This window comes from Niastella vici, from assembly GCF_002077945.1.
Taxonomy (GTDB): domain Bacteria; phylum Bacteroidota; class Bacteroidia; order Chitinophagales; family Chitinophagaceae; genus Niastella; species Niastella vici.
The window spans coordinates 25,260-51,456 of record NZ_LVYD01000066.1 but is presented as its reverse complement, the minus strand read 5'-3'; the positions used below and the strand labels follow the sequence as shown (position 1 = coordinate 51,456).

The 26,197-nt window shown below is 40.2% G+C and carries 17 protein-coding genes; 4 read left to right on the top strand and 13 right to left on the bottom strand.

Annotated features, from left to right (window positions below; genetic code table 11):
* Positions 1 to 187: 187 nt before the first annotated feature.
* The 11 genes from A3860_RS29935 to A3860_RS29875 all read right to left on the bottom strand — a co-directional run bounded on the left by A3860_RS29935 (position 188) and on the right by A3860_RS29875 (position 12,350).
* Entirely contained in the window at positions 188 to 718 is a 531-nt protein-coding gene (locus A3860_RS29935) for a hypothetical protein (protein WP_081153633.1), read from the bottom strand.
* Positions 719 to 835: 117 nt separating this feature from the next.
* On the bottom strand, positions 836 to 1,684 hold the full coding sequence (locus A3860_RS29930) for a recombinase family protein (RefSeq protein ID WP_081153631.1): 849 nt from the start codon (positions 1,682 to 1,684) through the stop codon (positions 836 to 838).
* 156 nt (positions 1,685 to 1,840) lie between these two features.
* On the bottom strand, positions 1,841 to 2,137 hold the full coding sequence (locus A3860_RS29925) for a hypothetical protein (RefSeq protein WP_081153630.1): 297 nt from the start codon (positions 2,135 to 2,137) through the stop codon (positions 1,841 to 1,843).
* A 71-nt stretch (positions 2,138 to 2,208) separates the two neighbouring features.
* Positions 2,209 to 2,430, bottom strand: a complete 222-nt coding sequence (locus tag A3860_RS29920; protein WP_081153628.1) for a hypothetical protein — start codon at positions 2,428 to 2,430, stop codon at positions 2,209 to 2,211.
* 53 nt (positions 2,431 to 2,483) lie between these two features.
* Positions 2,484 to 2,879 (bottom strand): hypothetical protein, encoded by a 396-nt coding sequence (locus tag A3860_RS29915; RefSeq protein ID WP_081153626.1) that lies wholly within the window; start codon positions 2,877 to 2,879, stop codon positions 2,484 to 2,486.
* A gap of 182 nt (positions 2,880 to 3,061) precedes the next feature.
* Positions 3,062 to 3,787, bottom strand: a complete 726-nt coding sequence (istB, locus tag A3860_RS29910) for an IS21-like element helper ATPase IstB (protein WP_081153625.1) — start codon at positions 3,785 to 3,787, stop codon at positions 3,062 to 3,064.
* 173 nt (positions 3,788 to 3,960) lie between these two features.
* Positions 3,961 to 5,529 carry an IS21 family transposase gene (gene istA, locus A3860_RS29905; RefSeq protein ID WP_081153623.1) on the bottom strand — a complete coding sequence of 523 codons (1,569 nt, stop codon included), beginning with the start codon at positions 5,527 to 5,529 and terminating at the stop codon, positions 3,961 to 3,963.
* A gap of 617 nt (positions 5,530 to 6,146) precedes the next feature.
* Positions 6,147 to 7,415 carry a response regulator gene (locus tag A3860_RS29895; RefSeq protein ID WP_081153619.1) on the bottom strand — a complete coding sequence of 423 codons (1,269 nt, stop codon included), beginning with the start codon at positions 7,413 to 7,415 and terminating at the stop codon, positions 6,147 to 6,149.
* A gap of 275 nt (positions 7,416 to 7,690) precedes the next feature.
* Positions 7,691 to 10,324 carry a T9SS type A sorting domain-containing protein gene (locus tag A3860_RS29890; protein WP_081153617.1) on the bottom strand — a complete coding sequence of 878 codons (2,634 nt, stop codon included), beginning with the start codon at positions 10,322 to 10,324 and terminating at the stop codon, positions 7,691 to 7,693.
* A 301-nt stretch (positions 10,325 to 10,625) separates the two neighbouring features.
* Entirely contained in the window at positions 10,626 to 10,946 is a 321-nt protein-coding gene (locus A3860_RS29885) for a hypothetical protein (protein WP_081153615.1), read from the bottom strand.
* A 1,095-nt stretch (positions 10,947 to 12,041) separates the two neighbouring features.
* The gene (locus A3860_RS29875; RefSeq protein ID WP_143774325.1) at positions 12,042 to 12,350 is read right to left on the bottom strand and encodes a hypothetical protein; all 309 of its coding nucleotides are present in this window, start codon (positions 12,348 to 12,350) and stop codon (positions 12,042 to 12,044) included.
* An 858-nt stretch (positions 12,351 to 13,208) separates the two neighbouring features.
* On the opposite strand from A3860_RS29875, the gene A3860_RS29870 reads away from it, so the two are divergent.
* From A3860_RS29870 to A3860_RS29860, 3 genes are read left to right on the top strand one after another with little or no spacing between them, the layout of a single operon-like run.
* Positions 13,209 to 14,360, top strand: coding sequence for an FIST signal transduction protein (locus A3860_RS29870; RefSeq protein WP_081153611.1), 1,152 nt, complete (start codon positions 13,209 to 13,211; stop codon positions 14,358 to 14,360).
* Positions 14,361 to 14,402: 42 nt separating this feature from the next.
* Positions 14,403 to 16,193, top strand: coding sequence for a response regulator (locus A3860_RS29865; RefSeq protein ID WP_081153609.1), 1,791 nt, complete (start codon positions 14,403 to 14,405; stop codon positions 16,191 to 16,193).
* Positions 16,194 to 16,229: 36 nt separating this feature from the next.
* Positions 16,230 to 18,575 carry a response regulator gene (locus tag A3860_RS29860; RefSeq protein ID WP_081153607.1) on the top strand — a complete coding sequence of 782 codons (2,346 nt, stop codon included), beginning with the start codon at positions 16,230 to 16,232 and terminating at the stop codon, positions 18,573 to 18,575.
* A 277-nt stretch (positions 18,576 to 18,852) separates the two neighbouring features.
* Here the strand turns inward: A3860_RS29860 and A3860_RS29855 are convergent, their stop codons facing one another.
* Positions 18,853 to 19,299, bottom strand: a complete 447-nt coding sequence (locus A3860_RS29855) for a response regulator (RefSeq protein ID WP_081153606.1) — start codon at positions 19,297 to 19,299, stop codon at positions 18,853 to 18,855.
* 26 nt (positions 19,300 to 19,325) lie between these two features.
* Positions 19,326 to 21,605 (bottom strand): PAS domain S-box protein, encoded by a 2,280-nt coding sequence (locus A3860_RS29850; protein WP_081153604.1) that lies wholly within the window; start codon positions 21,603 to 21,605, stop codon positions 19,326 to 19,328.
* A gap of 425 nt (positions 21,606 to 22,030) precedes the next feature.
* On the opposite strand from A3860_RS29850, the gene A3860_RS29845 reads away from it, so the two are divergent.
* A complete protein-coding gene (locus tag A3860_RS29845) occupies positions 22,031 to 26,113 on the top strand; it encodes a response regulator (RefSeq protein WP_158085407.1) in 4,083 nt (1,360 codons plus the stop codon).
* Positions 26,114 to 26,197: the final 84 nt, after the last annotated feature.

The window sequence follows — 26,197 nt, the reverse complement described above, 5'->3', positions numbered from 1 at the left end:
TAATGGTCGATCAAAATGTTCAAAATTTGCTTATTCTTATCTCGTTTAACATAGTAAAACTCGAACTTGTCAAAATTATGAAATTTAATAAATGAAAGCAGTTTCCCGTTTGAAGATTATTCCTTATTGAAATTATTATTGATTATTATGAACCAACAGAGATCAATAAGGGCCTACTCCCAAATATCTATAATAAATTAATTGGGTTCTGTTTCCCTGTTTCGAATCCAGCTTTCCCGACCCAATTGGACAGGACGGCTTTTATGCCGTCCTGTTTTTCTTTATCCCCGCCTGTAATGCTGTTCAGTTGCGCAATTGGCTCAAAGAGCATATTTACTTTGGAGGTTAGAAATGCCCTTTTTTCGCGATTATAGATCACTCCTTCGGGGAAGACGAACTTTTGCAGTTTCTCTTTTACAGGCACCCCGCTGGAATCCCATCTGGTAGCGAGTTGTGTCGAAAGTGTAATACCCCATTGGAAGTAAGTTTTCAGGTTAGAACCTTCTACATCAAGATTTGAGAGAACTTCCATTACATCTGCATTTTCCTTCGCCAGTTTTGTTCTCAGCCGGATATATACATTCTCAGGTATCTTCTTATACAGATAAAAGTCATCTTCCAACTCTTCTGATTTTTTCTCTATATCTGCCAGTTTGTCTTTGTATAGTTTTTGTTGCTCCAAAGCCACTTCATAGTGCTTGTCAAAAGCCGCATCCATATGATATAGCAAGGGAGCTACCAGTTGAGGTTGTATGGTATAGTCCTTTAAGAAGGAAACAAACTCCTGGTTGACCTCGGTTGTTCGTTGATTACAATTGCATCCATGTGAGCGGCATTAATAATAGTGGAACTCATGTACCTTACTGTTGGTTTTGTTCTTTTTCTTTACTACATAGCCAGTATAGCCATTACCACAGTTGTTGCATTTCATGAAAATTTTCAAAGGGTACTGTTCGTTTTCCTTTTTATGGGTTACTCCATATTTACCCTTTGCTGCTGCTCTTACCTGGTGTATCTGTAAAAACACTTCAGGGGAAATTAGCTTTTCATGGGTACCCTCCACCAATTGCCCATTTAACATTTTATCGGCTATGATGCCGCAGTAAAATGGGTTGGAAAATATCATGCTTAGCTTTTGCTTGTATATCTCCACGCCCATTGCCTTCAGCTTTAGTAGGATTTCATCATTTTTAATGCCTGCTGCTTTCCAATGAAAAGCCTTGCGCAATTTCTTGCCTGTTTCGTCAATCACAATCTTTCGCTCTTTACCTTCCTTTATAGCTGTATATCCCATTGGTGGCTTTTTGCACCAAATACCTTGTTCCAAATGCTCTTTTATACCAGCCATAGCCCTTTGTCTCCTTAACTCATTATCATATTGACTGAACAGGAATTGAAGGTTTTGCTGAAACACACCACCGGGATTGCTGGTATCAATGGGCTGGGTAACGGCAATAATAGTAACTCCATATTTTTCACGCAGGTCTTTAGCCAGTTTCATAGCTCCATCACCTGAGCGGCTAAACCTGTCGAGCAGGTAAACCAGTACGTGGGTAATTACACTTTTGTTCTTTTTGATGTAATCGAGCATTCGCTGAAATTCCTTACGGCCATCTGTTTTGGCACTTTCATAAGTACCTCCAAAACAGGCGTCTTCTGATATTACCTCTACTGGCAAACTCATCAATAGCTTTTTTTTGCCAGTCTAAACTAAGGTTGGTATCATACTGCTCTTTGGAAGATACTCGGGTATATACAACAGCTACTTTTTCATCGGAGGTTTTTACAAATTTAACAGTTGGTCTTTTTGACCATTGTTGAAACATATCAAAATTTGTCTTCATGCTGCTTTACTTAAAGGTTCGGGTATTTGTGCTGGTTGGTTATTGTCACTTAAATATACAACTTGGCCCTCAGAATTACAAAGATTTTGCCCAGTGGTAGTGGCTTCAAATATAATGGCTGTCAGTAGTTCAAAAGACTGTATGATGTTCTGAGCTTCTTCATCACTGTAATGCTCACAACCTGGGAAACTTCGGAGTTTTTCTATAGTTAGAGGTTGTCTTTTAGGATTGATCTTGTGGGCAAAAGCTATGCATGCTTCTAAATTATCTAAAGGGGGAATAAGGGTATTCATGGTATTTAATTTTTTAAAGGTCATGGTAAGGGAAATCTTTAGCTTTCATTTTCTTCTTCATCGTCCTGCTCTTATTCAGCCTCTTCTTCGTAATCAGAAACAATGTCTTCTATTTCATGAATGATTTCCCGTTCGTCTTTGGTGAATTGAACCTCCAGTGTTATGGTATCTTCGTCAATGTCAGCCCCGATAATCGTATGAGTAATTTCATTTTCGATAATTACATCGGATACTTGTGTGATCACACCGGCAGGAATAGTCAATTCTTTTTTAGTGATAATGGTTGTTGACATAAACTTTTAATTTTTGTGGTTATTAATTGTACAAGCGAAGAGATTAGCTAATATTATTTTTCAAAATCAAGATCAAAGAACTTAACAAACGGAACAAAATCGGCCATCATAAACCGTTTAGCGATAATTTCTACTTTGAGTTTTCGCGATAAACGAAAGCGGATATGATCACGGGGTTTGTGCTGTTTTACGATAAGCGCTAATTTTTGTTCCAGCTCTTTTATAAACCTAGCATTGGGATAATTTGACGGTAACCGTTTAAAGTTATCAGAACCGATTAAAGTGGTAAAAGCCTCTTTTACGGCAATCAGGGTGGCATTATCAATAACAGGTAGGTTATTTAATTTGATCAGGTTTTCCAGTAAACAGCGTAGCCTGAGGGTTATCCACTTTACTTTAGGCAGGTCATAAGATCCCCAATAATTCTGTGGGTTTTGAAACATCAGCATATCCGTGCTTGCGTCCGTGGGACGTCAACTAAGACATGGTAGATTGTTTGTAACTCCCCTTCGATTGTAAATAACGGCCAAGGTATCCCCTTGTAACGGTGAAGGTAACCCCTCTGCAGGAAGGCCTAAAAGAGAAAGAGCTATTGTGGAGATTTCAAAGATATGATTTGGTGGATAGACTGTTATTTTTTCTTTCTTCTGGACTCGCCCTTCAATTCTATTCTATGGCTTTTGGCTGTCAGTCTGTCAAGAATTGCATCGGCCAAGGTTGGTTCATCCAGGTAACCATGCCAAGCAGATACGGGTAATTGAGAAGTAATGATGATTGATTTTTTTTCGTACCGGTCTTCCATTATTTGGAGTAATGCCAGCTTTATGTTTTTGTTGATATGCTGTAAGCCAAAGTCGTCCAGAATAATCAATGGTACCTTTTCCAGTTGGTTTAATAGCTTAACGTAGCTTCCATCTGTCTTGGCCATGTTGATCGTTTCAATTAACCGGTTCAGGTTAAAGTAGCGTGTTTTAATACCCATTATGCATGCCTGATGTCCCAGAGCACAAGCGATCGCACTCTTGCCGCAACCAGTCGCGCCGGTAATCAATAAATTTTCCCCGCCTTTGATGTAATTGCCTTCCATTAAGCTGGCCCAGGAAGCTTTTGTAAGGTTTCTTTCGGTGCTACAGTCTATCTGCTGGGCTGTGATGTTATAACGTAACCTGGCAGCCTTTAACAGTGATTCCATGCGTTCATTCGTTCGGTGTAATTGTTCAGCCTGAAGTAGATGCGCCAGTAGTTCATGTCCTTCTAACTGCTGATTAACGGGTAGTTCCAGTTGCAAACGATAACTGGCAACCATGCCTGTTAACTTCAGATCCTCCATTTGCGTGAGGGTTTGTGTTGTGTTCATCGATGTTGATTTATAAATTGTGTAGATAAATGTTTGGCGCTGGAGGAAGCATAGGATTGCTTAATAAAATCATCATTAAATATTAGAGGTAAAATCCTATGCTTCCTCCAGTGCAAGCCCGCGGCAGGCGTCAGGGGCTGGCATGTATAATGAGTGTATCATCGTCTTGATCTCTATTTGTAATTTTCAGGACCTCTTATATTTTCGTGGTCAGGTAATTGTTCTGGTTCGTCCTGCTCTTCATCAAAAAGCAATGGTTGTTTATCCAGTCCTGCTTCCAAAATATTACGGATCATTTTCAATGTTGGCCTGGGAACGTTGGCAGCCCTGCGGCAAGCTGCTTCCAGGCGATCTTTACCGTATGAGTCCTGTAAGCGTATCATGGCGTGACAGGTCTTGAAGTTCTGTTCCGGATATATGCTGCCATGGAGCAGTCGGTCGGCTGCCTGCCGGGTATATTCGCCCACCCAGCCGGCTTTTGTGAGCAACTGTTCTACTGTCCATCCTCGTAGCTCAACCATATGCTGATGGTTGGCTGGCATGTGTTCGTGGATGCGGTTAAACTTAGGTTCGTTACTGCTACGGACATGGAAGGCAATGCGCTCATTTTGGTGGAACACTTCCAGGGTCCTGCTATCATAACTCAGCCAAACTTTGCATCCAACGTACTGATATGGGACTGTGTAATAATGCTTATTATCGGGAAGTTGGATGGCATAGTTAGTCTGAACGGTTACCTGTTTGCCTTTTTTCACTTGATATGGCTGTGAAGGCAGTGCCTTTAAAACGGGTTGTTCCTGGCGCATAAAAATGTCCAGGCGGCTTTCTGAACTGTTCTTATAAGGCTTTCGATTAAGAGCGTCCAGGTGTTGGCGGATGTGGTGATTAAGCGATTCAATGCTATGGAACACTTGATTGCGTAAATGGGCATAAATGTGCGTATAGACAATGTTCACAGATTTCTCTACCATGGCCTTATCCCTGGGTTCTGCCGGACGCGTAGCGCTGAACGTAGTATTGTAGTGTTCAGCAAGCTGGTTACAAAGATCTGTAAACGCTGGTTCGTATTTATCGGCACGCTTTACGGCCGTTTTAAAATTGTCACACAGGATGGTTTTTGTAACGCCACCAATGTATTTTAGGTGCTCATTAATACAATGGGCGAAGTCGGCTGTCTTTTGCGATGGCACAGCAATACAAAAGATCAGTCCGCTGAAGGGCAACACTCCAATGAACACGTCGCAGGCAATTACTTCACCTGTTTGCCTGTCTACATAGTTGAGTTTCTTTCCTGCAAAATCGCCCTGTATGAACTCTCCCGGAATATATTCCCAGTGGAAAGCCGGGTCGCTGTCTTTTAAAAATTTTCTAAACAGCAAACAGTACTGCGTATATCCATAGGGATTTTCATGTCCCTGGCAATATTCGATCCAAAGCAACTGTTTGGTCACGCCGGTTTTATGCAGCTCGTGCTGTGCCTGCTTAAAATGAGCCAGCAGGGCCTCGAATCGTTTTCCACGTATAAGAGTATAATCGCTATTATAAACAACGGATGCCAATTCCTTATCACTATCAGGGTATGGATCCTCACCGGCATCGATGGGCTCCATTTTGCGCAGGTATTTTTTTACCGTTTTGCGGCTAATGCCTGTTCTGCGGGCTATTTCTTTAATGGCAACACCGTCCTGTCTTAATTGCCATACTTGTTTGATCTGGTTCATATCAACTGCTTTTTGAGCCATTTCCCCTGTTTATGTTTCTAAATGGGGCAAATGAATACAATTGCGCTGACGCTTTTGAACCTTCTCACAGAGGGGTTACCATGCTCCGTATTAAGTCTGCCAGGTACACCCAAGGGTATTACGATGATGCTTCTGGAGGGGTTACCATGTGCCGTATTGACAGTGCAGAAAAAAATAATGAAACTTGAAAAAGGAGAGAAAAAGATGAGATTAAAGAGACAAATTGAAACATTCAACTAAACACAGGTGGGGTTACCATCAACGTATTGAGGGGTTACCATAAAACGTATTGGGGGGATACCATGGTCCGTGATCTACACCTTCGATACCAAAATTAACCAGTAGACTATTTGCCTTTTATTCAGTATCTGATAGAGGCGTCGATAGATTTACTAGGAAAAATGCCTGAAGGGATTTCAAAAACAATCTTTTAACAACCAGATTCCCTTTTCATTATATGTATCTATCAAAAGCGTACGATCCCAACGGATAGTCCAAAAATAGTAACGTTGGGGTGGTGCCCCAGAAACTTCAATAATCAATGCCTTAGGATGCTCCTATGCCTACCCCAATCAAAGTAGATTTTTGAATATGAATATTCCTGGTGAATTGTGGGTTTATTTTTTCAGATCAAATGACTCCTGGTTAGTGATTCTTATTTTTTGCATTTCACTCAAAGATTCTCTTACTTCCCGGTATAAAGCCGGCAAAAGCTGTTCAACTTTTGATGATTCATCATTGGCTGCCAATACCTCCAATTCCTGGGCGATTTCATTAACGGTGTGCATGTCAACCAATCCACATTGTCCGCCCAGGGTATGCAAAAGGACACTTGTTTCAGCCATTTGGGCAGCTTTTACCGCTAATTCAATTTCTTTTAATAGTCTTAAAACGTCTTTCTCGAACAGCGAAAGAATATTTTCCATTTCATCCTGATTCCTGCCAAAGTCACTAAACAGCTTTTGGAGGTTAACTTTTGACACACCGGCATCTACATTTGATTTTCCCATCCTTGTAAAAAAATTATTCTGGCGATATCTTTCGATGGCATTGTTCAACTCCTGGGAGCGCGCTGGTTTACTGATATAATCATCCATACCTGCTTCGAGGCATTTTTCCCGGTCGCCCTGCATGGCATTTGCAGTCAATCCGATAATATGGGTGTGATGTGTAGTGAAACGTTCCAGTTCACGTATCTCTCTGGTTGCGTCGAATCCATTTTTTTCCGGCATCTGTATATCCATCAGGATGATATCAAAAGTTTCTTTTTTGAAACAATCTACAGCCTCCCTCCCGTTATTAGCAAAAGTTACTTTATGTCCCTGTTTGGTAAGGATACTTGAAGTAATTTCCCGATTTATCCGGACATCTTCTACAATGAGGATCTTTTGGCTATTATTCCCATTTATTGGTGATATTTCAATGCGAGGAACTACTCCGGCATTATTGCAGTGTTTGTCCTGATTCTTTAATAATGCATTCCGGATGCCATCCAGCAAATCTTCTTCACTTAATGGCTTGGGATAAAACAGCGATACACCTAATTGATGGAATCGTTCTCTGTCACTGGCTTTATGCGATTTGGAAATTACAATAATCTCTGACTTGCTTAGCCGTTGGTCTTTCTTTATGTATTCGGCAACATCAAAACCATCCATTTTTCCGGGAAGAGTTATGTCAAGCAGGATTAATGAAAATGGTTTTTGCTGTTGAATACTTCTTTGCAACGCAGTGATCGCTTCTTCCCCACTGGCAGCTGATACATGCTTTAAATTATTCCGGCGCAATATTTTTATAATAATTTGCCGGTTCATAAAACTGTCTTCTATAACCAATACTTTTTTATCATTTAACAAGGGAACTTTAAAAGAGTAGCTTTGGTCCATGTTGTCGATTTTAGTTATTAGGGGTCATCCATTAAAAATGATTGCAGATAATGCGGGCGTAAAAAAATAAAATAATGCCCCTGAAATGAAGCTTAATGAAGGGAGAAAAAACTAATCTGGTAAAAGCGCTTAGTTAATGTAAGGAAATTATGTATTGGCGCTTAAATCACCCAAAATTACTTGACATAAATTAAAGGCAAAGACTGCTTAAATTTAAGTAGTGTCTTAAATTAAGCAGTCTTTAGATGTAATGCAGCTTTAAATGCTAAAAATTATTATTGCTTCACAAACCTTAATTGTTTTCTCGTCCTTATCCCTGAAAGTTGTATGGTATATATGCCATTGGCCAGTGTTTGAACAGGCAGACTGATACTGTAACTGCCTTTGTCTAAATAAATTGAAGAAGAGGAGATTAGTTTTCCGGTTTCATCAAAAATAGTATAGCGGATCAATTCTTTTTCCAAAAGCGAGAACTGTAATGTAGCATACTGGCGTACTGGATTAGGGTAAAGGCGCAAGACAGATTGATTGCCTGAAGTTGAAATAATAATGATCTTTGAGTAATTGAATGAACCATTCCTGTTGACCTGTTTTATGCGATACCAGGTGGTGTTTGTCAAAGGATTGTTGTCAGTAAAGGTATACTGCATTGATGCGGTAATATTATTGCCAGCGGGAACAATACCAATGACTGAATAATTTCTTCCATCCGAACTTCTTTCAACAGTAAAATGAGATGTAGCTTCTTCGGCGGCCGTTGTCCATTTGCATATAACTGCAGGGCTTATATCCTGCTGCCTGTTAGCCGTAAAAGAAAGAAAGTTAACCGGCAGAACAGACATTGTTAAGGCTGTAAGATAGGGCATGGCCGATCCATTAATGTTGGTAAAATCTCCACCCGCATAAACAATGCTGCCATTTACTGCAATGGCATTAACATTATTATCGGCACTGGCAGTCCATATGGTGGCATTCCCTGCAACATCATCCAGTTCTGCCATATAATTTCGCGTTTGTCCTCCGATTGTAGTAAATGCGCCTCCGGCATAAATAACGCTACTACCGATTGCCAGGGAGTATACTATACCATTGACATTGGGATTCCAGGTAGTGGCACTGCCGGTAGTGGCATCCAGGGCAGCTATGCGGTTCCTGGCAAGGCCTCCAATATTGGTAAACTGGCCGGCGGCATATACCGAAGAGCCATTTATTACTATATCATAAACTATATTATTAGCATTGGGATTCCAGGTGGTAGCATTACCTGAAGCATCCAGGGCTGCTATACGATTACGGCCCGCTCCACCAATGTTGGTGAACTGACCGCCAGCGTAAACAGTTGTGCCGCTTACCGCAAGGGCAAAAACAGTATTATTGGCGTTAGGGTCCCAACTGGTAGGAATACCTGTAGAAGCATCCAGTTCGGCTATACGGTTCCTGGTTAGACCGTTGAATTTGGTAAATTGTCCGCCGGCATAAATAGTAGTACCGTTTGTTGCAAGCGCCTGAACGGTATTATTGGCATTCGGGTCCCAGGAAGTGGCATTGCCTGTACTGGCATCAATAGCCGCAATGCGGTTCCTGGTTTGTCCGCCAATGGAAGTAAATGTTCCTCCGGCGTAAACAGAAGAATTGTTTACTATGATAGAATAAACCGAGTTATTGGCATTAGGATTCCAGGATGTGGCGATTCCGGTAGTGGCATTCAATGCAGCGATGCGGTTTCTGTTTTTTCCACCAATAGAAGTAAATGTTCCACCGGCATACAGAGCCGCCCCATTTATAGTAACAATATCTACGTTGTTATTGGCATTAGGGTCCCAGGAAGTAGCGTTGCCGGTAGTAGCATCGAGTTCGGCAATGTAATTTCTTGTTTGCCCGCCAATGTTTGTAAAACTGCCTCCGGCGTAAATTGACGATCCGTTTACAGTAATTGAAGAAACGGTATTATCGGCATTGGGGTTCCAGGTAGTGGCGTTGCCGGTGATTATATCAACATCAGCAATATAATTCCTGGATTGCCCTCCTATTGCAGTAAAGTTTCCGGCAGCGTAGACTGAAGAGCCATTTATGGCTATATCGTAAACAATATTGTTGGCATTGGGGTTCCAGGTGCTGGCACTGCCTGTAGAGGCGTCCAGTTCGGCAATCCGGTTCCTGGGCTGGCCGCCAATGCTGGTAAATTGTCCTGCTGTATAAACGGAAGAGCCGTTAAGCGCTATAGCATACACAATATTATTGGCATTGGGATTCCAGGTAGTAGCGGTGCCGGTAGTAGCATCCAGGGCGGCGATGCGGTTACGGCCTGATCCGCCGATGTTGGTATATTGCCCGCCTGCATAAATAGTTGAACCGTTTACTACCAAAGCATAAACTGTATTATTGGCATTCGGATTCCAGGTGGTGGCGCTGCCACTGGTGGCATCAATGGCCGCAATACGGTTCCTGGTTTGCCCACCAATAGAAGTGAAAGTTCCGCCCACATAAACTGTTGAACCATTTACAGCTATTGTATACACTGTATTATTGGCATTGGGGTCCCAGCTATTAACTGTACCATCTGAGTTGATCCTCGCTATATTGTTCCGGGTAGCGGTACCAACTTTTGCAAAATTGCCACCGATATACCATCCGCCACTGCCATCGGGTACCGCTGTGTATACAACTCCATCGGGTTTAGCAAAAGAAAGATCAGGTAACCCGGTGCTGGTGCTTACCGATGCGCCATAAGGTGCATCGGGGCCAACATATGTAAAGTCTCCGCCAATATAAAGGGTGCCTGAATTTTGTACGATAGTTCTTACTGTGCCATCAGTAATATAAAAACCCGAAATGGGAGATTGCCCCTTTGCAATGCTACATATAATTATAGCCATAATGGGCAATAGAATGGTGTAACGTTTTCGCATGGGATACGTTGGATTAAAAAAACGGGGTGTAATAACTATATAAACTATACAGCTTTAATTCTGAAACAGCATTAAAAAACATTCAGACTAAAGCCAGTACGCTTAAATTACATATTAGGTATTGCAGTAATATACAATTGAAAAACAAGATGAATAAGGGGAAAGCAGTATGATTAGTAGGTGCAAGATATTAAGTATTTTATTTATTCCAAATAAATGTATTCTGTTTTTTGATAAAAATTCTCCTTAAAACCTTACTATTTACAGTGGTTTGCCGGAAGAGGAACTAGGCGCTATAGTGTTATACCAATTGAGTGCCACGCTTATATATCCCGAACATATGCCGGCCAGACGGATTCTCGCAGCACTCCTTCACCGTCCAGACTCCATGTTCTTCATGCACGCCAATTAATACAGTATAATGCCAATGAATAGCCCTGAAATAATACCGTTTTCCTGGGATGTCGGTAACGTGTACCAATAATGCCGGATTTTCTATGGTAGTTGCGATGGCTCGTTGGAGGCGTGAAAAATCTTTTTCAATGCCGTTCTCATCGCAAAGAAGGTTAGCTAAAACGACTACCATCCCAAACGGATCTTTAGCATGGATAAGAGATATCATAAATTGAATAATTTAAACGAAGGCCATATTTCCCCTGGCAGTTATAAAACCAGAATCGAGAAACATAACCCGTTTGTGTACTCCTAAAAACAAAGCAGCCTCACGAAGAGTCTGCTTTAATTAAATATGAATGGTAGCCTTTCTGGTAGGGGTTAAAAGTAATGATTTTTCATATTGAAAAAAATCATTTTAGCTTCATGAGGATAATCTATGTTATTTTGGTGCATATGTGATGGGATTTACCAAGGCAATTTTTTTACAGACATTCCTAACTTTTTGATAATATGCGCCTTAAAGGTGTCGTGACAGTCGTTTTTTTTCACAAACGCGTGAAGGTAAATCCAGGAATTGTTAAAACTATTACCTGCAGGTACTGAATAAAAAGAGGCTGCAACTCTGGCAGCCTCTTTCCCCATTTAATGAAATTCTTAATATCCTGGTTTAATAAACCAATAATTGATACCATTTCTGATGCACGCAGGGAGCTTAAATTTCCGGGTACAGGATTACTGATATAGGAAAAGCGTTTTTCTGTGTACACGTAACAAGTATGCATTTAACAATGCAACGCTGATGCAAGAAAAAATCTGATCATTGGGTCAGTCGTATACAATAAATTAAATGTTGTACCTGCCTCCCGGGAAATTGTATGGTAATTCATTTATATGTATGTTTGGGTCAGGATATTAGGTTTAATGGTTAATGGTATCAATTTAAGGCCTCTTGCTTCCTACGGGGAGGGGCCTTTTTATTTTTATTCATGGTCCTGAATATCCTTTCATACAAGGTTGAGTTCCACCATGACCACGATAGCCAAAATGCGCTCACCAGGCTTTCTGACAAGACACACCTGATATGGTATTCCTTGACTCTGGAACATGCCGAAGATCAAAGGAAGACAGTGCCTGCAAACCATCCCGAGAATACCTGGCTATGCCAATGTACCGGTTATTATTTACAGCACGTCAAGCAATCCTGCGCTTAAAGAAGAATCCAGCCAGTTGGGAGCATCCTTTTTTTTAATAAACCTGAATGGGAGAAAAAGTTACATTGAGGAGGCTTTTTAAAACCCTATGAAAAACAACGGTATAGCCTTCAATGCGTAGAAGATCCTTCGAACTGTATTTCTTTAAGAAGTTTCATCAATGAGGCCTTGTCATGTTCTGTCGAATTAATGAGCGCTTTTGGACAAATGAAAATACCCAATGCGGGTATGTATTGTAATTGTAAGGTTGCTCCCATGAATTGGAACTCCCAGAAATTAGCGCCTGCATTTTCAATATTATTGCTAAACGTTAGCCCAATGTTCTGCCCCAGCCAGTCTGCCACTTTATAAAAAAGAGAAATATCACAAGGGCCCAGGAGTAGTATTTCCGGATATCCTTTTGTAGTTTGCAATACCATACCAAAGAATTTTTGGGCACGGACAGGTTTTAAATATTTTTTGCGGCTGCAAAGTTGCGGATTTCCTATCATTCCTGGATGATTAAATCATTGCATTTAATCAAGAAATTCCTAAACTAAATGCATAATAAATATTTATATGACAGGTTTTCATACCAGCGTTACTGGTATTTGATTAATGTAGCCTTTTTCCGGGCTAGGTGATTTTTCTGCATTTCCTGCTCTGATCATGAAAAAACCTGCAAAGAACGGGATCTATTAAAGGTAGGGTTTAGTTGCAAAAGGGACCCTGGAAATATTACCTGTCGACCCCCTATATTCATACTATCTCCAACTAACAAGTGACTCCATCTGAACACACCTTACATTGAGTGAAACGTGAAATACACGTAGCCATTATTTCCTGTTATTGAATTAAAATATGAAACCATGATCTTCGCACAAGCAACTGTAGATAAACCTGAATTTAATTTCAGAAAAATAGAACTCACCTGAATAACGTCTGTACAACACTATCAGATAAGTAGTTCCTTATACGCATTCGTAAACTTATTATATGTTCTTTAGAGTTAGTCTATCTGGTAATTTGAAGTATTTTTTTTCTATACTAATTTAGTAGATATAAGTCCCCTTTATCCTATGTGAAGCAAACCAAAAGTTGATTTGTTACCCTTTGAAAAGCCACCGTTAGTTTGTAGAATGTAACTCTTAGTAGCAAATGTTCTAAACAAACTTTAAGTATTAACACCTGTTTTCGGATTAAACGGGTGTTAATACTTAAGATCTGTAACGGAAATTATTTGAGACAATAAATGTGATTGATAAAGATCTTCTCTTTTACCCCCTAAACTGCCACATATGAAAATTCAGCAATGGCAATATTTTGCCGGCCAATGGAAAAACAACTTCACTGATAAAGACTTTGACCGGTGCCAGGCGCAACTGGTGCTGGCCTTTGGTGAATCAGCTTTGAGCAGCAACGAGGAATTATTTAATATCTTAAAAGATCGTTTTCCAAATGCCCATATTATTATTTCTTCGACGGCCGGTGAAATTTTGGATGATGAAGTTTATGATAACAGTATGGTGGTTTCTGCCATTCAGTTGGAAAGTACTTCAATCAGGTGCAGCGTTGCGAACATAAAGAAACATCCCAATAGTTATGAAATTGGTAAGCAACTGATGAACGAGTTGCTTACCGACGATCTTTGTTCTGTATTTGTAATTTCCGACGGTACGTATATAAATGGCAGTGAATTGGTAGCCGGATTAAATGAAACCAGTACACTTTATGGGAAATATATTCCAATTACTGGTGGGTTGGCCGCTGATGGTTCGCGATTTGGTAAAACTTATGTTGGATTAAACCAAATGCCAACTGCGGGTGTAGTCGCGGCCGTAGGTTTTTATGGAAGCAGTATCAGGATCGGGCATGGTTCTTTTGGCGGATGGGATGAATTTGGCACCGATAGGGTGATTACCCGTTCTGATAAAAACATTTTATATGAAATTGACAATAAAAGCGCACTGGATCTATATAAGGAATATCTCGGCCCCTACAAAAATGAATTACCCGGCTCTGCGCTATTGTTTCCATTATCCATAAAAGAACCAAACTGTGATGAACGGGTGGTTAGAACAATCCTGAGTATCGACGAAGAGGAAAAATCCATGCTGTTTGCCGGCAATTTGCCAGTAGGCAGCAATGTTCGATTCATGAAAGCCAATTTCGACAGGTTGATCGATGGATCATCCATAGCTGCCCAAAAGGCATTTACTTCCTTGTCTAATACACAGCCTGGACTGATAATATTAATCAGCTGTGTAGGGCGAAAACTCATTTTACAAGACAGAACAGATGAAGAAGTGGAGGCCGTAAGAAAAATATTTGGTGGTACCTCTCCAATAGCCGGATTCTATTCTTATGGGGAAATTTCACCCTTCAATCCGTTAACAAGATGTGAACTACACAATCAAACCATGACAATAACTACATTTTGTGAAGTATAAAACCGGGAGGTAAATTCATTAACCTTAAATCCCTTTATCCCAATGTCCAATCATCCTTTACTAGAAAAGCAAATTAAAAAATGGCTAAATGAGCAACACCTGCAGGATGAAGCTCTCAACAAATTCCTGACGGTTGTAAGTAATGCCTATGAAAATTTTGAGCGGCAAAAAAAAATATCCGATCATGCTTTCACTGTAAGTGAAAAAGAATACCAGGAACAGGGAAAGAAATTGCTGGAAGCTAAAAAAGTAGCCGAAAGGGCATCCAAGGCAAAAAGTGAATTCATGGCAAATATGAGCCATGAATTACGTACGCCTATGAACGGTATAATCGGCTTTACGGATCTTTTAATGACTAATGATCTTCAGGCAACCCAACGGGAATACCTACAAAATGTAAGTAAATCCGCATATAACCTCCTGAGCATCATTAACGACATTCTGGACTTCTCCAAGATCGAAGCAGGAAAAGTGATCCTTGATAATATACCCTTTGACCTTTATGAACTGGTGGAAGAAACTGTAGAGATGTTGTCGATAAAAGCTTTGGAAAAAGGTATTGAAGTTATTTGCGACATCGATCGCGGGCTTCCTTCGCAATTTACCGGCGATCCGGTTCGTATAAAACAGGTACTTGTAAATCTTTTGGGAAATGCCATTAAGTTTACCCACGAGGGAGAGATCTATATTTGTATTCAAAAATTAAATGCCCCTTATTCCTGTGACGGTAAAAAGTATCTAAATATAGCTATCTCCATTAAAGACTCGGGGATTGGCATTCCTGCCGGAAAACTCGATTCCATCTTTGATAGCTTTGTACAGGCTGATACATCCACCACGCGTAAATATGGCGGTACCGGTCTGGGGCTTACCATCTCAAAAAACCTGGCTGAAATGATGGGAGGCTCATTACAGGTCGTAAGTAAACCCGGGGAGGGAAGTTTATTTACATTCAGATTTACACTTGAAATTTCAGATGAAGTACCTGTTGTAAAATTTGCATCCAAACCTATTTTACGGGAAGTGTTGGTAATTGATGACAATATTACCAACTGCAATCTCATGAAGAAAATTTTTCACTACTTGCAAATAAATTGCCATACCTGTTATAGCGGCTCCGAGGCATTGAAGATTATTAAACATGCCATTTCTGGCAACCAATGGTTTGATCTCATTATAACCGATCATCAAATGCCGGAAATGGATGGCATTACGCTTGTAAAAGAGATAAAAAAACTTTTAAAAGGCCAGACGGAGCCGTTTATTCTCATGTTGTCTTCACTGGGAAAAACATTATATCAGCAGGAAGCTGAGAGAACCGGCATTGACAAATTCTTGTCAAAACCGGTAAAGCTGCGTGAACTTGAGCATATTTTATTTTCCATTTTTGAAAAATCAACTATTCATGAAAACGGAAATTTCGCAATACCTGTCATAGGAAAGGTTTCTGAAAAATCAAATGTATTGGTAGTGGAAGACGAACCGGTAAATATGTTTCTGATTTCTGAAATTTTGCAAAAGATGGGATTGACAGTGATCAAGGCCGAAAATGGCAGGGAAGCCCTGGAATTATTATTCCAACATGAACCGGAAATAATTTTTATGGATATCAATATGCCCGAAATGGATGGTTTAACTGCAGCGAGGTTGATCCGTCAGATACCTCACCCGAAAGGCGATATACCCGTTATAGCATTAACGGCCGATGTAATGGCAGACGTAAAAGAAAGTTGTATAAATGCAGGAATGAATGATTACATATCCAAGCCTTTTCGTCTTGAAGAAATACAACTTGTTCTGAAAAAATATTTTAACATTTCAGTACGTGCATGAAAATATTAAAAGAGCCGGTTCGATCTTAAAGAAATTATGACATATCATAAATTACTTGAAAAGCAAATCAGAAAAATTTCCAGGCAAAGCCTTGAAAACAAAGAAATCCAGGAATTACTGGCAACGGTCAGCAATTCCTATGCTCTTTTCGAGCGGGATAAAAGAATTTCTGATCATGCCTTTACAATCAGTGAAAAAGAATACCAGGAAGCAACACAGCGCTTACAGCTTCAAAATGAAGTGCATTTTCAATCCGTTAATAAATTAAAAGAGGTAATCCGTTCGCTTGCTCCCGCTGAATCATTTCATTTTGATCCATCCAGAAATAATTTAATCAGTATTATCTCTTTTCTGCAAGACCAGATATTAAAAACAAAACAACTTGAAACTGAAATGATCCTTGCAAAAGAGGTAGCAGAAAAGGCCGTAAAAATTCGTAGCGAGTTCCTGGCCAACATGAGCCATGAAATTCGGACCCCGCTTAATGGCATTATAGGCATGACAGATATGGCATTTGAAACTGAACTTTCTACTGAACAATTGCGATACCTGACGATTATAAAATCGTCCTCGGAGTCGCTGTTAAGTTTGATCAATGACATCCTCGATTTTTCCAAAATGGATTCCGGCAAATTGGAACTGGTTGTCACCCCATTTTCTTTGCACGATGAAATTCCAAAATGTTTACAGGCATTGGCGTTAAAAGCATCAGAAAAGAACCTGGAATTTATCATGCGATTGGAACAGGATATGCCGGACCTTGTTATGGGAGATTTACTTCGCCTTCAACAGATATTGATTAATCTGATAGGAAATGCCATAAAATTTACTGAGAAAGGAGAAGTAATGCTCCGGATTGAATTGCGAGCTGTAGTTAACGATGTAGCGACCTTCCATTTTGCCGTTTCAGATACCGGTATCGGCATCCCTCAAGACAAACAATCGACTATATTTGAAGATTTCATCCAGGCCGACAATTCAATGACCCGGCAATATGGCGGCACCGGACTGGGACTGGCTATTACCAAACGGCTGATTGAAATGATGGATGGCGCTATTTGGGTAGAAAGCAAAGAAGGTCAGGGAAGTATTTTTCACTTCACCATTCCATTGAAGCTTCAACCTGCAAAGGAACAGTATTGTATTACCCCTGTGAATAATTTAGATGGCCTGCCCGTGCTTATAGTGGAAGATAACCAAACCGCATCTGCGTATATCCGGCAGATGGTAAAGCATTTCCGGATGCATCCGGTGTGTGTTACAAATGGCGAAGATGCACTCATGGAATTATCAATGGGATTAGAGCAACAGAGGCTATATCCCCTTATACTGCTAGATATCTCTTTGTCGGGTGAAATGAACGGCTTTGACCTGGTGAATGCTATCAGGAAAAACGCCCAATTAAAGGCAACCAATGTTATTGTTACATCAATGTCACAAAAAGCAGAGGACCGTAAACGTTTTATTAGTCTTGGAGTGACTGAGTTTTTTTCAAAACCGTTTAGCCCGTCAGATTTGTTAGATAGTATCCTGAAAATTGCTAGTATCCCCCAACACTTATCTCTTAATAAATATTTGGATACAAAAACTTTAAAAAATACTGATCCGGAAATTTTCGTTCAGACTGCAGCTCTTAATATATTACTGGCAGAAGATAATCTGGTAAACCAGGAGGTTACTTCAAGTATGCTTACTAAAAGAGGTCATAAAGTCACTATAGCTCCAAACGGGGAAGAAGCGATAAAAGCCGTTAGCAAAAATGTATATGACCTGGTGCTTATGGATGTTCAAATGCCTGTTTTGAACGGATATGAAGCTACCCAAAAAATCAGGCAAACGGAAGCGTTAACCGGAGGGAATATACTCATTATTGGTCTTACGGCCAATGCAATGGATGGGGATCGGGAAAAATGTCTCAATGCGGGTATGGACGATTATATCAGTAAACCCGTTCGTATAAAGGACCTGTTAAAAATCATTGCAGGTATTAATAAAACAAATTCTTACCTCAATGATGTACTTAACAGGGTCAATGAAAATACAGGTGTAAATTGCGAGCTTTTATTTGAAAAATTTGATGGTGACAAGAAACAGGTATTAAAATGTATAGAATTGCTTAACATTGAATTGCCTGCTTTCCTTCATGCTATAGAATCAGGAATATGCAAGGAAAATACAAAGGAGTTTAAGGATGCCTGTCATGATTTTCGTGGCACGCTACTAACAATGGAAATGCTTCATGCTGCTTCTAAAATCCGGCAAATGGAGTCTTTAGCAGACGGCAAAAGGTTTAAAGAAGTGAGCGAGGTTTATCGTTCGTTAAAGGATGAAATAGCATGTACAATCGAATACCTAAAAAACGCTGTATGTCAGGCACCCTAATAAAAAGAGGGTGCATCTGACTTTGACACACCCCCTTTTACTGTGGTTTTTCGAAGCAAGGAGAGTTATCTGAAAGTTTTTATAGAAGAAATTGGATTTCTTAAAATTTACCGTTAAAACAGTACGTTAAGGATCAAATAAACCGACACTCAGCTACCATTTTAGCATCTGAAAGATAATAATTTGCCGTTGTTTAGTTCACTTCCAAGGTATACTCTTTCGAGCGCCTTTATATTATGGAACATCCTGCAAAAAAAAAATGGAAAATCCGAATATTTTAACCCTGGCCTGGTGTATGATTAAGCAACATCCAATAGAGCCCGAGATCAGAAACTGCTTTCACAAAACTGTCAAAATTCACCGGCTTTACTATATAACTGTTTGCACCCAACTGATAGCTTTCCACAATATCTTTCTCTTCCTTAGAAGAAGTAAGTAGTACTACCGGTATTGTCCTGATACCGGGATCGGCTTTAATTCTTTTAAGAACTTCAAGGCCATCTACCTTAGGCATTTTAATATCAAGCAGAATGACTTTGGGAAGGTCGCTGATATTTCTTTTTTCATATTGTCCCCGGCAAAAAATGTAATCAAGGGCTTCCTCTCCATCTTTTAAATGAATGAGAGAATTGGCAATCCTGTTTTTCTTAAGCGCATGCAAGGCAAGTTCTGCATCATCGGGATTATCTTCAACAAGGATAATGTCGACTTTTCCAGTGTTCATGATATTTATTATTAATGATTAATGGTTTATGACCTGGGTAAAGTAAAATAAAACGTTGCACCGGCACCCTGTTCTCCTTTTGCCCATATATGTCCTCCATGTTTTGTTACAATGCGTTGAACAATCGCCAATCCAACCCCGGTCCCTTCAAATTCTTCATTACTATGCAAACGTTGAAAAACACCAAATAGCTTGTTGGCATATTCCATGCTGAAACCTACACCATTGTCCTGTACATAATAAATGCATTCATTATTTTCATCAAAGGCCCCGATAATAATTTTCGGTGATACGGCTTTGGAAGAATATTTAATAGCATTAGATATCAGATTGGTCAAAACCTGGCGAAGTAAAGATGGGTCAGCATAGGCAGCGGGAAGTTGGTTGACTGTTATGGCGGAAAGATGGCAGGCGTTGCTTTCAATATCAGCAAGTATTTCTATAATCATTTCTTCCATGTTCACCAGCGATTTTTGTACTTCCTTTTTCCCCAGTTTTGAAAATGCCAACAGATCGTCAATGAGTGTTCCCATCCTTTGAGCATTATGTTGTATCTTACTCAATAAGCGCCTGGCTTCATCATTCATTAAATTAGTAAATTCTTCTTCCAGGATCTGAGAAAAGCCGCTTAAAGCTCTTAGTGGAGCCCTAAGATCATGTGATACGGAGTAAGAAAATGATTCAAGTTCTTTATTTACCTGATTCAATTGCGTTACCGCGTTTTCCAAAAGCTCATTTTTTTGTTTTATTTCAGATTCTGCTTCTTTCCGGTAAGTAATATCGCTGATGAACCCAATGAAATAATATTTTCCTTTTACAATGGTGGGTGATATACTTATTCCTGCAGTAAATTCAGTATTATCTTTCCTGAGGGCAGGCAATTCTACAGGTTTGTTCAAAACCTGTCCCTCGCCTGTTTTCAGGAAATGCTTCAACCCGTTTTCATGTGCTGCACGAAACCTTTTCGGGATAATGGTTTCATGAAGGAAACTTCCCATAATCTCATCGGATGTCCATCCAAAAATGCTTTCTGCTTTTGGATTCCAGTTCACGATCTTTCCATCCTCATCGATTAAAATCACAGCATCAGGCGCATTCCTGAATATTGTTTGTACCTGTTCTTCCTTTTCCTTTAACTGTAAAAGATTTTTTTGAAGATCTGTATTCAGTTGTTTTATTTTCTCGTCAGCCTGCTTCTGTTCAGTAATATCTATTTCTGTTATAGCAATGGACTTCAGGTTGTTGTTCGCATCCACCATTACAGAAGCTGAAAACAATACATCGATGATTTTTCCGCGTTTTGTGATGCGTTTTGTCTGGAGCGATTGAATTTCCGCGCCCTCGAAAATATGATTTACCACTTCCTGTGTTTCTGCCAGCAGGTATTCAGGAACAATGTTCCAGATCTTCATGTTCAGGGCTTCGGCTTCTGAAAACCCATATATCCTTTCGGCTCCGTCATTCCAGGAAATGATCCTGCCATCAGGGTTGTGAAGATAGATCGCTTCATTGGATTGCTTAACCACAGTTGCCAGGTAATTTTTTATTTCTTCTACCTCTTTTATATCTGTGATATCTCTTGCATTGGCAAACCACCAGCGGTTCTTATTTACAATATTCCAGTTTAACCATTTTATTCCTCTGCTTTTGTTATAAACCCTTGTTTCAAAAGAAAACTTTTCTTTATTTTCTTTGCATAACTTCTGTACTTTCAACCGGTCCTCTTCGGGAATATAATACAAAAGCGAAGTGCCCTTCATTTCATTAATAGTGTATCCCAGCACTTCTGTTACAGCGTTGTTTAGTTCCTCAAATTTCAAACCATCAGCACTTAATATACAGATCAGGTCGGCAGAATTATTAATGAGCAAGGCATATTTTTCAAGATATTTATTTTTTTCAGTTAACTCTTTTTTTTGCAGGTACAGCTGAAGTAATACATCAACTTTAACTTTGGTAATTTCAGGATCAAGCGGTTTATATAAATAATCAATGCCTCCTTCTTCATAACCTTTCATTACAAACTGACGTTCCGTTTTTTCGGCTGACACAAAAATTATTGGCACATCCCTGGTGCGTTTATTTGTCTTTATCATCTGCGCCACCTCAAAACCATCCATACCGGGCATTTGCACGTCAAGAATGATCAGGTCAACCTCTTTATTCAAAACTACTTTTAATGCCTCCCTGCCATTGGCAGCCCTGATAAATCCACGACCAGGCATTGACAATAACTGTTCAAGGACAAGGAGATTGCCTGCCTTATCATCAACAATCAGAATATTAACTTTTTTGTTAAGAAGCATGGTGTATACTAATAATAGCTTTTCTTCCTGAAAAGGATGATCTTTTCAGGCCAGGATGCGCTACTATGTAAGTGAGTACCATAACCGAAAAAAAAGAAATTTCACAGAACGGAATAATTATAGAAACGATAAGGCCGGAAGTATTTTTAAAGGCGTTTAATAAATCCTGTTGCCGTAAGTGACATTTACGGTATTACTTCCAAGGTACAATATTTTCACAATCCAAATTAATAGTAAAAAAAGGTGTTTTTCACGTATCGGCGGTTGATTCAAATATTTTATATTAAATTTAATTATAAACCGCAACTCCCCCTTATATCACTCCCTATAGAATAATAATGCCTCATTAGTAGCTGTTTTTATTACACCTGCTCATGTATGCGACCTTTTTAAAACGTATACATGAAACTGACCCCCTTTTAATTATGCGTTTTATACAGAACCTCTCTATCCGGAGCAAACTGCTCCTTATTTCGCTGATCCCGCTTGCAGCGCTGCTTTATTTCCTGCTGCAGAATATACGTAATGAGGTCGCTGCCCGGGACCGCATCAAACATGTATATAATAATGTACTGGCCGGAGAAGCCATTTCAACTGTAATACACCAGTTACAGCAGGAACGAGGTTATTCTATCAGCTACCTGCTGGGTAAGGGTAAAGAAGAAAAGAGCGAATTGTTTACTCAGCGTGAAAAAACAGATAACGCCATTTTCAGTTTAACACAATTAATAAATATCGATAAAAATGATGCAGCCTGGTTAAGCACACCGGACAGCCTTTCTGCATTGCGAACCGAAGTTAATTCCCTGCAGACAGATCCTGAAACTATAAGAAACGCTTTTGCAGGTATTATTTTTCAAAAAATTAAGGCGCTGGATAAAACCTTTCGTTCATCACGCGAGGCTGACGTCAAGGACTTACTGGCAGCCCATATGTTTTTGATATATGGCAAAGAATTTTATGGGCAGTTGCGGGCAGTCGTAAAAGAAGCAATTCTCTTAAATGGGTTTAACAGGAACTCGTTCGCCGAATTTGCCGCGTTAAAAGGAAAGTATGAAATTAATTTAGAAAAATTCCGCAATAGTGCCCCCGATGAACTGGCCGATCTGTACGACCGGAAAATGACAACTCCGGCTATTAAAATGGTACTGGGAATGATCGATACGGCTTATAACCTACCCGTTTTTACCAGGTTTCCATTTTCTGTTGACGACTGGTGGACCAATGGGACCATGTATCTTAATACACTTAAAGAGATAGTGGATGCTTCCAATCTGCTGATCCGCCGCACAGCGGAAAGTAAACTGGAAGCCATTTCAGGTTCAATGACCCGAAGCCTCATTATTGCTTTGGCGGTTGTGTTGCTTATTGCATTGCTTCTTTTTATTACCATCCGGTCTATCGTTTCATCGGTTATGCTTATTAAGAACACTGCAGACCGTTTTACGATGGGCGAAGTAAATTTATCAGTACCGGTTACTTCAAAGGATGAAATTGGCAGCCTGGCCGATTCCTTCAACCAGTTGATAAAGGTTAGCCAGGAATATGCGCAGGCGGCTGAAGTTATCGGAAAAGGAGATTATAGCCCGGTGGTACGGGTGCGCAGTGAGGCAGATTCGCTTGGCATTTCACTGAATAATATGAAAAGCAACCTGCAGAAATTATCGCACGAAAACGAGATCCGTACCTGGCTGCTCAGTGGCAATAATGAAATAAACGACAAAATGCGGGGCGAATTGGAAATACCCCAATTGGCAAAGGCCGTTATCAGCCAGCTTACAAAATATTTGAAAGCGCAGGTCGGCAGCATCTATCTTTCAGAAAACGGGCACCTGAACCTGGCAGGCAGCTATGCATTTCATCATAGAAAAGAAAATATGAATCAAATATTGACCGGTCAGGGGCTTGTAGGTCAGGCAGCACTGGAGAAAACACCAATAATTTTTGAACAGGTTCCCGACGATTATACAAAGATCAATTCAAGTCTCGGTAATACTTTGCCTAAAAACATTGTTGTTTATCCCTTTTTATATGATGGCGAAGTAAAAGGTGTTATTGAAATTGGCGCTGTGCACAATTTTTCAGAGCTTGACCTGCAATTCCTCGATCTGGTGAATACGAATATCGGAATTGCTTTTAATTCATCCCAATCAAGGACCCGGCTGAAAGAATTGCTGGAAGAAACCCAGCGCCAGGCAGAAGAGCTGGAAATGCAGCAGGAAGAACTAAAGCAAACCAATGAAGTGCTGCAGGAGAAAACACAACTGCTCGAAAAATCTGAAGCCGAATTGAAAACTCAGCAGGAAGAATTACAGCAAAGCAACGAAGAGCTGGAAGAAAAGGCCAACCTCCTGGAAGAGCAAAAAGAAAAACTGGAAACGGCCAAAATGGAAGTGGAAAACAAAGCCAGGGAACTGGAAGTAACCAGTAAGTATAAATCGGAATTCCTGGCAAATATGTCGCACGAATTACGAACCCCACTCAATAGTATTCTCATCTTATCTCAAATATTGACAGAAAACAAGAACCAGGTACTGGGAGAAAAAGAAACAGAGCTCACCCGGAATATTTATAATTCAGGTACCGATCTGCTGAACCTCATTAATGAAATACTCGATCTTTCAAAAGTGGAAGCCGGAAGAATGGAACTGGAAATTGGTGATGTACCATTTAACAGTATTACCCAAAACCTGTGTGCGATGTTTTCCGAAGTAGCTAATGCCAGGTCCATCGCCTTTGAAATTATTTGCTCGCAGGAAATATCCGGTACTACAATACGTACCGACAGGCAACGGGTAGAACAGATACTCAGGAACCTTCTTTCCAATGCTTTCAAATTCACTGATAAGGGAGGCAAAGTAATTTTACAAACGGAAATCATAACTCCTGCCGATGTATTCAGCGAAAGTAAACTGCTGAATTTTGATAAAGTAGCGGCATTTTCGGTAACAGACACCGGTATAGGCATACCCGAAAATAAACAGCATATTGTTTTTCAGGCTTTTCAACAGGCCGATGGTTCAACCAAAAGAAAATATGGCGGTACGGGCCTGGGGCTTTCCATCAGCCGTGAGCTGGCGCATGCATTAGGTGGCGATATTTACCTGCAAAGTGAAGACGGGAAAGGCAGTACATTTACCCTTTATATTCCCCTGAAATTTGATCCACTGCTGGCCCAGCGTCCCGGGAAAAGCATCGAAATAAAGAAAGCAGGAAAACCGGCAGGTAAATTCAGGGATGTACAATTGGAACCCGGCAGTGGAGTTGGTTTACCTGAGAGCATAAAAGACGACCGGTATACAATTGGTGAAAGTGACCGGAGTGTACTGATCATTGAAGATGATGAAAATTTCGCCACCTTGCTGCTGAAATTTGTCAATGAAAGAAATTACAAAGGCATTATTGCCCTGCAGGGCAATTCCGGGTTAAGCCTGGCGCGGCATTACCGGCCCGATGCCATTATCCTCGACATGCAGTTACCTGTAATGGATGGTGCCGAAGTACTAAAGCAGTTGAAACATGATCCAGACCTGAGACATATACCTGTACAGATCATATCAGGGTACGACCGGCGTATTGAAAGTCTTGAATTAGGCGCTTTTGATTTTATCAGGAAACCGGTTGACAAGGCGGCTATGCAAATAGCTTTTGAACGGATAGAGGAATTTATCAGGAAAAAGTTAAAAAAACTATTGGTGGTTGAAGACAACCAGGAACACAATAACGCTATCCGCGAACTGATTGGCAACGGAGATGTAAAATCAGCTTCTGTCTATTCAGGCAACGAAGCATTTGAGCTGATGCTGAAGGAAAGGTTCGATTGTGTGATCATAGACCTGGGATTACCGGATATGAGCGGTATTGACCTGATTGAAAAGATAAAGGCAAGCGATGATTTGAACAGGGTGCCCATTATTGTATATACGGGAAAAGAACTGAGCAGGGAAGAAACAACCCGTTTGAAAAAACTGGCCAACTCAATAGTGCTGAAAACTGCTAACTCAAAAGAACGGTTGTTAGATGAAACCATTCTTTTTTTACACCGGGTAGAATCAAATTTACCTAAAGAAAAGCAGCAGATCATAAGAAATCTTCACCATTCAGACGAGGTGCTGTTAAACAGGAAGGTGCTGATCGTAGATGATGATATACGCAATATTTTTTCCCTTACCACAGCGCTTGAAGAAGATGGCATGCGGTGCATTACCGCAGAGAATGGAAAAGAAGCTATAAAGATATTAAAAGAACAGGCAGATGTAGATATCGTTCTAATGGATGTAATGATGCCTGAAATGGATGGATACGAAGCCACTCGTGAAATCAGGAAAATCAGCCGGTTCAATAAATTACCGATATTGGCTTTAACCGCCAAAGCTATGAAAGGCGATCGCGAGAAATGTCTGGAAGCAGGCATGTCCGACTATATTGCCAAACCTGTAAATATAGAGCAATTACTTTCTTTGATGCGGGTTTGGTTATATCAGCAATACGTTCAGGGACACGATTGACTTTACGAAAAGGAAGCCACTATGATCCGGAAAAAAATGTTGCGTATTTGCGTATTTTTAGTATCTTAAGATACCTTTCTTTTT